Below are 12398 nucleotides of genomic sequence, written 5' to 3' on the forward strand. Positions count from 1 at the left end.
TTTTATGCGTATTTTAGATCAGATCAAAGTGTTTTAAGGCGTGAACAATTCCACCTTCAGTATTTTTCTTAGTAATATAACTAGAGCGTTCTTTTAGCTCAGTTCGTGCGTTGCCCATTGCAATTTTATTATCACAAGCATCAAATAGAGCCAAATCGTTGATTCCATCGCCAAAAGCAAATGTTGGGACATCTGGTAATACTAATGTTTTGAACAAGTTCTGTACGCCAGTTCCTTTAGAAACACCTTTTCTGACTGTATCGATCGAATAAGGGCCATTACGATAAAACGTCATTTCTGGGAAATGTTTTAAATAATGTTCATCACCATCTTCAGAAAGTACGAGCATCATATTTACAGTCTTATCTTGCAAAGTAGACTTATCGATGATAGGGGCTTCAGAATGGATAAAATCATAAGCTTTCGTAACGATTTCATTATGACCAGAACACCAAATTTGTTTATCGTTATAATAAGAAATTTCGTGTCCTAGGCTTTTTACGTGTTCATACATTTTCAAACATTCTTCATAGCTAAATTCATCTGAATAGACTTTTTTTCCTTCCACTTGAATAAATTGGCCATTCATTACGATTGCAGAATCGATGCCACTGTCTTTCATAATATGCTCAATCTCTACAACGGTTCGACCAGTAGCGATCAATGGGAGAACATTGTTCGTTTTTAAAGCACTGATAGCCTGTGTTATTTCGGGTGTTATTTGTGACTTATCATTCAATAAAGTTCCATCTAAATCAAAAAAAGCAACTGCTTGGATATTTTCCATGAATTTTCAACGTCCTTTCATCCTTAATCTTATCAAAGATTGAAAAAAAGACAAAGCTTTTTTGAAGAAAGATAGAAGTTATTGGAGCTGAGTGATTTTTAGAGTATAATATAAATGACGTAAACTTGAAGGAAGAGGCGAGTAGATAATGAATGTATTAATGATAGAAGATAATGAATCAGTTTCAGAAATGATGCAAATGTTTTTCTTAAATGAGGGTTGGGATGCAACATTTAAATATGATGGTAAAGAAGGATTAGATGCGTTTTTAGAAAATCCAGAAAAGTGGGATATGATCACGCTAGATTTAAATCTACCAACAATGGATGGTATGGCTGTCTGTCGAGAGGTTCGAAAGATCTCAAATACAGTTCCAATCATCATGTTGACGGCTAGAGATTCAGAAAGCGACCAGGTAATCGGTTTGGAGATGGGCGCAGACGATTATGTCACAAAACCGTTTAGCCCGCTAACTTTAATTGCACGAATAAAAGCTTTACATCGTCGTTCAGAAATTGGCGAACACACATCCGATGGGATTGAACGATCAGATGATCAGTTTGATGTTGAGACAAATCATTTTAGAATGAATACCAAAACAAGAGAAGCTTATTTAGATAATAAATTGATTGATGGTTTAACACCAAAAGAATTTGATTTACTTTATACATTAGCAAAAAAACCAAGACAGGTATTTTCTCGCGAGCAATTATTAGAAATGGTTTGGGATTATCAATATTTTGGTGATGAACGTACAGTTGATGCACATATTAAAAAATTGCGTCAAAAAATTGAAAAAGTAGGACCACAAGTTATTCAAACAGTTTGGGGCGTAGGGTATAAATTTGATGATTCTGGAGTAGCATAGATGAAATATTTATATCAACAATTACTAGCCTTTTGGGGTGTGATCATCTTAATTATTTTGATCGTAGGAACGTCATTCACTCAATTAACAAAAAAGACACTACAAGATACCAATTATGAACAACTCAGAGGATATGCTATATCAGCATGGAAAACAAAAGATTCCATCAGTAGATTTCCGGGAATGACAGAACAGGATATTTGGAATTCGTCATTTCGTTTATTCGAAGGTTTCTTAAGTTATCAAGATGTTCAATTCGTTTTTTATGATAGGAATATGCAAGTTCAATATCCATTAGACACTGAAAAAAAAATAGATGATTCTGTAATCAAAGAAAACTGGACTGCATTGATGGAAGGACAAGAAGAATATGCTACGATCAATAAAGATATCTTCGGCCATAAGAATATGTCCTCTTACGTCATGCTTCCTGTTACTCAAACGAATGTCCAATCCAATGAAAATTCAATTATTGGTGCGTTGATCATTACACAACCTGCTAAAAATGTTTCAGACAGTGTTGATGCAATCACAGCTAACTTATTTAAAGGATTTATTATTTCAAGTATAGTTGGACTGATTTTAAGCTATTTCTTTGCCAGTTTCCAGGTGAAACGAATCAACCGCATGCGAAAAGCCACAAAAGAGATAACCAGTGGGAACTTCGATATCAAACTTGTTACACATGACAAAGATGAATTTGATGATCTAGCTGAAGATTTTAATAAAATGGCAGAATCACTAAAGGAATCAAGAGAAGAAATTGATCGGCAAGAAGAAAGACGACGTCAATTTATGGCGGATGCATCTCACGAGATGAGAACGCCTTTAACGACCATCAATGGCTTGTTGGAAGGATTACAGTATAATGCCATCCCAGAAGGCCAAAGAGAGAATGCAATCAAGCTGATGCAAAATGAAACCTCTCGTTTGATACGACTTGTTAATGAGAATTTGGATTATGAAAAAATAAGGACAAATCAAATTAGTATCGTCGTTAAGAAATTCGATGCAACTGCAACACTAAAAGATATTCTTACTCAACTTGAAGGCAAAGCTGAATCAGCAAACGATAAACTGATTTTGGAAGCAGACGAAGGTATCGATGTTTACGCAGATTATGATCGCTTTGTTCAGATCATGGTAAATATTATTCAAAATGCCATTCAGTTTACTCACGATGGAGAGATACATGTCCATCTACAAAAAGGCTATTTGGAAACGATCATAACCATTTCTGATACAGGAATCGGTATGACAGAAGAACAAGTACAGAATATTTGGGATCGTTATTATAAAGTAGATCCTTCTAGAAAAAATACAAAATATGGAGAATCTGGTTTAGGACTTTCAATCGTTCAACAACTGGTCCGCCTCCATAAAGGAAAAATCAGTGTAGAGAGTCAAGAGGGAAAAGGTACCAGCTTTACAATCTCATTTCCAGATGTAGAAATAGAAGATGATGCCTAACCAAAAGAGCCTGAAACATAACGGAAAAAGTTATGTTTCAGGCTCTTAGTATTCAAAAAGACGTTGGGAGCAGGTTCCAACATCTTTTGTTTAAGCTGTTTTTATAATTTTGTCCATATATGGACTTTCTGCAATCTGAATATCATTTGTCAAAACAAGAATCGCTTTTTTCTTTTCTTTTGCTATTTTCTGAAGTAATGGTAATAATTCTTGTCTTTGAGCAATTGAAAGCTTTTGAAAGATATCATCGATAATGATAATATCTTTTTCAATGAGTAATAACTGGGTCAGCTGAAGTTTCACTTGTTCGAACGTCGTCAGTTGCTCTTTTGATTTATTCAAAATACTAGAGGAAAGACCGATATAGTCAAAAAATTGATTTAGTAAGGCTTTTTTATCTTTTTCTTTAATTGAAGAACCGACAAATAGATTCTCTTTGATTGAAAGGTAAGGTAAAAAGGTATTCTCAGATAGAATAAAGCCTACAGCCATCGACTGTTTCAAGTCAAAGGTTTTATCAATAAGAAAATAAAAATCAGCCTGAATACTGCTTTGGTCTTCTAAAACAACGGTCATATGTTGTTGTTGAAATAATTCATTAAAGCTTTTTTCGGTCCAATTTTGTGCCAAAGGAAAATTCATTTACTCACGTCCTAAATACTTTTTTCGATTTTCTTGAAATAATAGAGGCTGAAGCTAAAGTGATTCCGGTTGTAAGAGAAATCATTAAAAGACAATTTTTTGAGAAGGCATTAAATATCGTTGAAACAGATAGACTGCTAATTCTCATAGATATAAAATGGGTATCAACAGCTGTGCTGATAGCTGCATTTGGTGTACTTTCTATTAGTACTTGGGAAGAGAAGAAAGGAACTTGTTTGATTCCCATGCCGCTTGCAAGTAAGGGTCTAGTCTTTAGCAAAAGATATTCATATGTATGCTGACAGACGATAAGAAACACAGCTATCATAAGGATACCTAGTATCATTGGGATAAGAATTTCTAAAATGGTTTGCTTGATCACGAAGCGATTTGAAAATCCCATGATACGCCATTTCATTATGTCTTGCTCTTTTATTTTTAAGGAGATAAAAATAACGAGTGTCATTAAAATGATCCACAATAATAAGCAAATGATATATAACGATGAGTAGACTTGCATGATTTTTTGATAATTCGCATGATACTCCGTATTATTGATCATACTACTAACTTGACTATAAAACGCTCTTTCTATATCTTTAAGGTTTAAAATACTCGTCAATAGAAATAGAAAAAAAGAAGCGCAAATACCAATAGTAAATGAAATTTTTTTATGGTAAGAAACGCTAGCAAGAGCGTAGCGAATGCTTTTCAAATCAGATCACCTCACTACATTAAGTATAAAAGAAGAATATGAATAAATTATGAATAAGATATAAAAAAGCTTGAGTAATTTACTCAAGCTTTCGTGATTATTTTATGCTTATTTACCAGATTTTAGATAATCTTGATAGGATTCAGTATGGTATTTATCAACGGTTGAAGTGTTATTGTTTTTACTGTATACACTTGTTGATTTTGACCCTTTATCACTTTCAATTTTTTCTAATTGTTTTAGTTGATCTTTATAATTATAATCATCTGGATTAACAGGATTTAGCCCACTGTTAGTATAGAAACGTAATAAGTCACCATTTGTAGTCTGGTCTGACATTTCAAGTTGTAAGTTTGCCTTGTCTTTCAAAGCCTGTGCTTCTTGTTTTTCTTGTTCAGTTGGTTCTTCTATCAAGCGACCAGTTGCTGTTTCATAAATACTAGAACCAAGCATTGTGTATTTAGGTGAAACATAATTTCCATTTCTAAACGCAACAAGTTGTTCATTTTCTTTAGAGAACAAGTCTTGTCCCATTTGAATGTAATTTTTTGTATCAACACCCAATAAATGTAATAGGGTAGGCAAGGCATCGATCTGACCACCATAAGTATGATTGATGCCGCCATTCGTTTGACCTGGAATATGAATCATATAAGGAACACGTTGCATGGTTGAATTGTCAAAGTCATTCCAAGTTGATTTTGTTTTACCAAGTAATTCAGCTAAATTTTGGTTTCTAGAAGTCGAAACACCATAATGATCCCCATAAAGAACGATTACAGAATTATCATATAATCCAGAAGCTTTTAAATAGTTGAAGAATTCTTCAACTGATTTATCAAGATAGTTTGCTGTGGCGAAATAACCATTGATTGTTTCATCAGATGTTTGAGCAATCGGGAATCCAGCTTCATCATTCGTAAATTGAGAGTATGGATAGTGGTTAGAAACAGCAATAAATTTAGAATAAAATGGTTGTTGTAAGTGTTCCAAGTATTGTGTTGATTGTTGGAAAAATGGTTTATCGTGTAAGCCATATTGGAACGAATTATCTTCATTAACGTCATAATAGTTAGCATCAAAGAAATAGTTGTAACCCAAATGCTTGTATGTTTCATTACGGTTCCAGAAGTTTCCTGCATTTCCGTGGAAGACCGCACTTGTGTATCCAGCTTCTTGATCTAAAATAGCAGGTGCTGCTTCAAAGGTATTTTTACCACCAACTTGCGTGAATAAAGAACCTTGATCTAAACCAAAAAGAGAGTTTTCAAACATTGTTTCAGCATCACTTGTTTTTCCTTGTCCCACTTGGTGGAAGAAATTATCAAAGCTATACGTGCTATTGCTGTGATACAAGCTATTGATGAAAGGAGTTACTACATGTTCGACACCTTTTTCATCTTTTAATTTGTAGTCAATCAAAAATTGTTGGAAACTTTCCAAATGAATATAGATAACATTTTTTCCTTTAGCCATTCCAAATGTATCAGGGTTAGGAGCAGCATAATGATCTTTAACATAATCGGAGACGGCATCCATATCGTTTTCACTAGCTTCTGCACGGACTTGGTTTGTTTGATATGTTGTTACACCATCGTACACAGTGAACGCATTCAAACCTAAGAACTTAACAATATAATCACGAGAAAATTGACGACCAAGCAATTGTGGACGAGCAGTTTCAGCCAATGTTAGGTTTGCAACAAAGAATAAAGCAGATAACATACTGATTGAAACGGCAACACGAGCTCTAACTGGTCGTTCATCCATCTTGATTTTTTTAGTGATCAATAAAATACCAACTATAATAAAATCAAGCCAGTAAATAATGTCATACGGTCTAAATAAACGTAGGGCACTTTCGCCAAGACCACTAGCGACTTTCCCTGCACCAAGCATGGTATTAACTGTTATAAAGTCAGTAAATTCTCTGTAGTAAACAACATTTGAGAATAACAGCAGTGACATCAAGAAGTAAATAACCATCATGGTAATATAAGATGCTTTTTTTCTCCTAACATACAAGGCAATTGCTAATAAGAAAAATGTTGATGCAATTGGATTTATGAAGAGAATGAAATACTCTAAAGCATTCTCAATCCTCAAATGAAAATCGACGGTGTAAGCAAAAATGTTTTTCAGCCAAATTAGTACAGCGACAAACCCAAAAAGTCCAAGTCGGGTATCTAAAAATTTAGGCATATGTATTTTTTTTATAATATTCAAAGTTAACGTATCCTTTCCTAGGTCAAATCTAAAAGAAAGCTAATGAAAAAAATTCAAGAGCTTTCTGTATACTGTTCTAATTCTACTCTGTCTACAATTCTATGTCAATTTAAATCAAGACAAACAGGGTAAAAGTTAACAAAATTTTACTTTTCTTAAAACTTTAAAAATAGGGATTTCCTTAAAGCTAACGACAGTTGAATTATTTTTTGATATACTAACGAAGGATAAGAACAGAAGCAGTGAAATTGACTTAAAGTAGAAATCAAATGACGACAAAGGATGTAGCAATAAATGAATATAAAAGTAACAAAAAAATCAGAGAAGAAATTTAAAGGAAGATATCCGCTTATTCAAAAAGAAGATTTACTTGAGATACCTAAGTCTTTTTCAAACGAGTGGGTCCAATTTTTAGATAGCAGAGGTCAGTTTATTGCAACAGGGTATCTTGGCGAGCAAAATAAAGGAATTGGCTGGTTGGTAAACTGGCAGGGGAAAGTAGATGCGTCATTTTTAGAAAATTTGTTTACACAAGCTAAGAATCATAGAATCAGCTACAACCAAGATGAAGCGACTTCTGCTTATCGACTATTTAACGGTGAAGGAGACGGACTGGGTGGTTTGATCATTGATCGTTATGATAATTTTGCAGTATTTTCTTGGTATAACGAAACGTTGTATCAAAAGAAAGAAGAAATTGTCCGGGCTTTTAAACTAAGTTTCCCTGAAATTGATGGAGCCTATGAGAAAATCCGTTTTGCAAGTAACTCACTGCCCGAATCACAAAAATTATATGGTAACGATGCTCCTGAACCACTTCTAGTTTATGAAAATGGCGTAACCTATGCTACGTATTTAAATGATGGTCTGATGACTGGCATTTTTCTGGACCAAAAAGAAGTCAGAAGACGCTTAACGGAAGGGATCGTTGCTGGAAAAACGGTCTTGAATATGTTTAGCTACACTGGCGCATTTTCAGTTGCTAGTGCGATGGGCGGATCGAGCACAACAACAAGTGTTGACTTGGCTAAACGTAGTTTGCCAAAAACAAAAGAACAATTTGAGGTCAATCATTTGGCTGTAGAAGATCAAAAAATTGTGGTTATGGATGTTTTTGACTATTTTAAATATGCTGTGCGTAAGGCATTAACATATGATGTAATCGTACTCGATCCACCAAGTTTTGCCCGAAACAAGAAAAAAGTTTTTTCGGTCGCTAAAAATTATGGAGATTTGGTAAAAGATTCTGTAGACATACTAGCACCAGAAGGCTTGCTGATTGCATCGACAAATGCTGCTAATATTTCGTTAGAAAAATACAAAAAAATGATTATTGATGCTTTGGAAGAGAAAAAAGTTCAATATAAATTCCAAGAAATGTATCAATTGCCAAGTGATTTTAAAACAAATAAATATTTTGAAGAAGGTAACTACTTAAAAGTATTTTTCATTAAAATCAAAAAATAAAAAGAAGAGGTTGGGTGTGACTGAAAAAGTCATATCTAACCTCTTCTTTTTATTGATAAAACATATTTTGCGCAAATGGTAGAATAAACTCTTTAAAGCGTAGAGCAGCAGGCGAAAGGAAATGGTCTTTTTTCGTTGCTAGATAAATATAACGAGGGAAAAAATTATCTTCAAGACTGATAGCTTTGACATCATAAGCAGAAATTGAAGGAATTTTCGGCATCAGTGCAATACCGTAATCATGTGCCACAAATCCAAGTAAAGTATGATCTTCCTCAACTTCGCAAACAATTTGTGGTGTAATCGAAGCAGAAGAGAACAGTCGATCCAAATAAGGACGTAATCCACTTCGTTCATTAAAATAGACAAAAGGATATTCACTAGTGTGTTTCAATGAAACAGTGTCGTGTATTGCTAAGGGATGATTATTGGGAACAACTAAAACAATCTCTTGTTCAGTCAAAATTTCATAGTGAAGTTGCTCATCTTCCTTTAGTTTCGATGTAATGGCAATATCTACATCTTCTTTCAAGAGTAAATCCGTCATATCAGATGAATTTCCTTGAAATAAATTGAAACGAATTTGCTCATTTCCAGGATAAGTTGAAAATTCTTTCATCAACATAGGAGCTAAAAAAGAACCAGCAGTATAAATAAACCCGAAATCGATCAATCCTTTTTCTGGACTGACTAACTCTTTTAAGGCACGTTCACCTTTAGCCAACTCTTCTAAAGCGGTTGAAACATATGTATAGAAAAATTTTCCGTATTTTGTTAATTGAATATTTCTACCTTTTTTTTCAAATAACTGTGCATCTAATTCTTTTTCTAACTCAGACATGGAATGGCTTAAATTCGGTTGCGTCGTATTTAATAATTTAGCCGCATGTGTCATGTGTTGGGTATCCGCCAACATCCTAAAAAACTCTAGTTGTCGCAAATTCATAGTTTATACTCCTCATCAGTAATTCATGTATAAACACAGTTTATCAATAACTAATGAAATATGCACCAAAAAGAATAAATGCAATCTATAAATTCTATTCATACAAAACATAAAAAACATTCATTGGAATTTATTGGTTTGTTGAATTAAAATAAAATCATGATGATTGTGAAATAAGTAACAATTAGAATTATGCGATAAGTGAGTTAGCCTTTCGGGAAGATGATAAAAATTGAATGAGACAAAGAGCGTCTCAGTCAGTTGTTTCTATTTTCTAGTCAAGGCTGAACGAGCTCTTTCCGCTTTTAAATTTAGGAGGTAATCATGAATAATTATCAAGCAATATTTGAACCGTTAACTGTAAAACGTATGACCTTAAAAAACCGTGTTGTCATGCCGCCTATGGGCACTAACTTTGCTAATATGGACGGAACATTCAGTATGCAACATGTTTCATATTATGAACAACGTGCTAAAGGTGGTACGGGTCTGATTACTTTAGAAAATGTATGTATTGATTACCCAATGGGAACAAATGGTGCTCGTCAATTAAGGATGGATAATGATCAATATATCTCAGGACTGTGGCATTTTAATGAAAAGATGCATGCCTATGGCGCATGTACTTCCGTTCAAATCAATCATGCTGGCGCTTCTGCATATGGCTTGCGTTTAGAGGGAGAACAGCCCGTTTCAGCATCAAATATTCCATCAAAAAAAGGAAATCCAATTCCACGACCATTAACAGAAGAAGAGATTTATGACATTGTTGAGCGATATGCAGATGGTGCATTAAGAGCACAACGTGCTGGATTCGATTGTGTAGAAATTCACGCAGGGCATTCGTATCTTTTAAGCCAATTTTTATCTCCTCTATATAATAAACGAACGGATAAGTTTGGTGGCAGCCCAGAAAATCGCGCTCGTTTGACTAAATTAGTTGTTGAAGCAGTTCGAAAAGCAGTAGGACCATTTTTCCCGATTTCACTTCGCTTTAGTGCAGATGAATTATTAGAAGGTGGAAATACATTAGAAGATACAATTGAGATTTTGAGTTATTTCGCCGATGAAGTAGATATTTTGAATGTTTCTGCTGCGTTGAATGATAGTTTACAATATCAAATCGATAAAATGAATTTAGAAGATGGTTGGCGTGCATATATGTCAAAAGCAGTCAAAGAGCGCTTTCCTGACAAAGTGACAGTAACTTCTGGGAATATTCGTAGTCCTAAAAGAGCAACTGAAATTCTTGAATCAGGAGATGCAGACTTATTGGCAATGGGGCGTGGCTTGATTGCTGAGCCCAACTGGGTCAACAAGGTTGCTAACGGACAAGAAGACCTACTTAGAAAATGTATTTCGTGTAATATTGGGTGCGCAGATCATCGAATCGCGAAAGCTCGTCCAATGCGGTGTACGGTCAATCCTGATTTGCATTATGAAGATGAGTACAAAATGAAGCCTGTGTTACATCCGACAAAAATGGTTGTGATCGGTGGTGGTACGACAGGACTTGAGGCAGCAGCAACTGCAGCTGAAGTCGGTGTGAGTGTTGAACTATTTGAACAAAAGGACTATTTAGGTGGTTTAGGTCACGAAATTGCTCGCTTCCCAGATAAGAAAAGAATCGACGATTTTATTACCTATGAAATCAATCGTTGTAAAGAGCTTGATAATCTAGCGATCCACCTAAATCATGCAGCAACGTTAGCTGATATTGAAGCAATCGGTCCAGATATTATCGTCAATGCGACTGGTGCAAAACCTTTATTACCACCAATTAATGGATTGAAAGAACAATTAGACAATCCAAACAGAAATATCTTTTCTATTTTTGATATTTTAGACGATATGTCTAAATTCCAAGAATTTGAAGGAAAAGAAGTTGTTGTAATCGGTGGCGGTGCGGTTGGTTTAGATGTTGTAGAATATTACGCTGAACGTGGCGCTAAAAAAGTTAGCATAGTAGAAATGCAAGGTGAAATCGGGAAAGACCTAGATTTGATCACAAAACTTGCAATGATGGAAATTGTTGAAAAATTTGGTGTAGAAGTTCATGTGGAAACTAAATTGACAGAAGTTCGAGAAAATAGCTTCTTAGTTGAAAAAGAGGGAGAAATGATCGAATTACCATTTGATTTAGGTTTCGTATGTTTAGGAATGCGTGCAGAAGCACCAATGATTCGTGAACTAGATCAGTATGCTAGAAGTAATGGTGCTGTTCTTTTAAATATGGGGGACAGTAAGGTCGCTAGACGTATCATGGAAGGCACAAGAGAAGCCCGTGACATTTTGAAAACGATCGAAGTTCTTGAAAACACACGCACACAGAAAATGTTATTTGAACAAACTAAAAGTTTACAAGCAACACAAACTATATAAAGCGAGGGAATTTAAAATGACAGAAAGAATTGACGGACACACATTACTAATCAGTTTGATTGCAACACCGATTCGCCACAGCTTATCACCAACAATGCATAATGAAGCATTTGCTAAATTAGGGTTAGATTATGCGTATATGGCGTTTGAAGTGGGAAATGAAGAGTTGAAAGATGCAGTTCAAGGAATTCGTGCGTTGGGGATTCGTGGTTCAAATGTTTCTATGCCAAATAAACAAGCCATTATTCCTTATTTAGATGAACTTTCTCCAGCAGCAAAATTAGTCGGTGCAGTGAATACGGTAACCAATAAAGATGGAAAAGGTCATTTAGTCGGACATGTAACGGATGGAACTGGTGCCATGCGTGCGTTGAAAGAAGAAGGCGTAGAAGTCAAAGATCAAATCGTTACAATGACTGGTGCAGGTGGTGCAGGAACAGCAATTGCAATTCAAGCAGCTTTAGATGGTGCTAAAGAATTACGTATTTTCAATATCAATGATCAACACTACAAAAATGCGGAAGAAACAGTGAAAAAAATCAATGAAAATACTGACTGTACAGCGACATTAACGGACTTATCGGATCAAACAGCATTCAAACAGTCTATTAGCGAAAGTAGTATTTATATCGATGCAACTGGCGTTGGCATGAAACCTTTACAAGAAGAAAGCCTGATCAATGATCCAGAAGTTATCCGCCCAGATTTGGTGGTCTTTGATGTTGTCTATATTCCAAAAGAAACAAAACTATTGAAATTCGCTCGTGAAAATGGTGCAAAGAAAACAATCAATGGTCTGGGCATGATGCTTTATCAAGGAGCAGAAGCCTTCAAACATTTTACTGGGGAAGACATGCCAGTTGACTATATTAAAGAATTACTATTTAAGGACTAA

Annotated in this window: 10 protein-coding genes; 5 read left to right on the forward strand and 5 right to left on the reverse strand. The window is 34.9% G+C overall.

The genetic code is table 11. The features are described 5' to 3' along the window. Window positions 1-13: 13 nt before the first annotated feature. The gene (locus I586_RS00940) at window positions 14-787 is read right to left on the reverse strand and encodes a Cof-type HAD-IIB family hydrolase (protein WP_010765056.1); all 774 of its coding nucleotides are present in this window, start codon (window positions 785-787) and stop codon (window positions 14-16) included. 148 nt (window positions 788-935) lie between these two features. Here I586_RS00940 and I586_RS00945 point away from each other — a divergent pair, with 148 nt between their 5' ends. Beyond that, a complete protein-coding gene (locus I586_RS00945; protein WP_010765055.1) occupies window positions 936-1655 on the forward strand; it encodes a response regulator transcription factor in 720 nt (239 codons plus the stop codon). After that, window positions 1656-3125 (forward strand): sensor histidine kinase, encoded by a 1470-nt coding sequence (locus I586_RS00950; protein ID WP_010765054.1) that lies wholly within the window; start codon window positions 1656-1658, stop codon window positions 3123-3125. A 90-nt stretch (window positions 3126-3215) separates the two neighbouring features. Here I586_RS00950 and I586_RS00955 read toward each other — a convergent pair whose 3' ends face one another. From I586_RS00955 to I586_RS00965, 3 genes are all read right to left on the reverse strand, one after another. Continuing rightward, on the reverse strand, window positions 3216-3767 hold the full coding sequence (locus I586_RS00955; protein WP_010765053.1) for a hypothetical protein: 552 nt from the start codon (window positions 3765-3767) through the stop codon (window positions 3216-3218). A 4-nt stretch (window positions 3768-3771) separates the two neighbouring features. Beyond that, window positions 3772-4482, reverse strand: a complete 711-nt coding sequence (locus I586_RS00960; protein ID WP_010765052.1) for a hypothetical protein — start codon at window positions 4480-4482, stop codon at window positions 3772-3774. A 108-nt stretch (window positions 4483-4590) separates the two neighbouring features. After that, the gene (locus tag I586_RS00965; protein ID WP_034701655.1) at window positions 4591-6699 is read right to left on the reverse strand and encodes an LTA synthase family protein; all 2109 of its coding nucleotides are present in this window, start codon (window positions 6697-6699) and stop codon (window positions 4591-4593) included. Window positions 6700-7002: 303 nt separating this feature from the next. Between I586_RS00965 and I586_RS00970 the strand changes: the two genes are divergently transcribed. Beyond that, the gene (locus I586_RS00970) at window positions 7003-8175 is read left to right on the forward strand and encodes a class I SAM-dependent rRNA methyltransferase (RefSeq protein ID WP_010765050.1); all 1173 of its coding nucleotides are present in this window, start codon (window positions 7003-7005) and stop codon (window positions 8173-8175) included. Window positions 8176-8224: 49 nt separating this feature from the next. Here the strand turns inward: I586_RS00970 and I586_RS00975 are convergent, their stop codons facing one another. After that, window positions 8225-9121: a LysR family transcriptional regulator gene (locus I586_RS00975; RefSeq protein WP_010765049.1), complete on the reverse strand. Its 897-nt coding sequence runs from the start codon at window positions 9119-9121 to the stop codon at window positions 8225-8227. A 324-nt stretch (window positions 9122-9445) separates the two neighbouring features. On the opposite strand from I586_RS00975, the gene I586_RS00980 reads away from it, so the two are divergent. Both I586_RS00980 and I586_RS00985 read left to right on the forward strand, forming a co-directional pair. Further along, a complete protein-coding gene (locus I586_RS00980; RefSeq protein ID WP_010765048.1) occupies window positions 9446-11503 on the forward strand; it encodes an oxidoreductase in 2058 nt (685 codons plus the stop codon). 16 nt (window positions 11504-11519) lie between these two features. Further along, window positions 11520-12398 (forward strand): shikimate dehydrogenase, encoded by an 879-nt coding sequence (locus I586_RS00985; protein ID WP_010765047.1) that lies wholly within the window; start codon window positions 11520-11522, stop codon window positions 12396-12398.

Origin of the sequence: Enterococcus moraviensis ATCC BAA-383 (assembly GCF_000407445.1) — a bacterium.
In the GTDB taxonomy this organism is placed as follows: Bacteria; Bacillota; Bacilli; order Lactobacillales; family Enterococcaceae; genus Enterococcus_L; species Enterococcus_L moraviensis.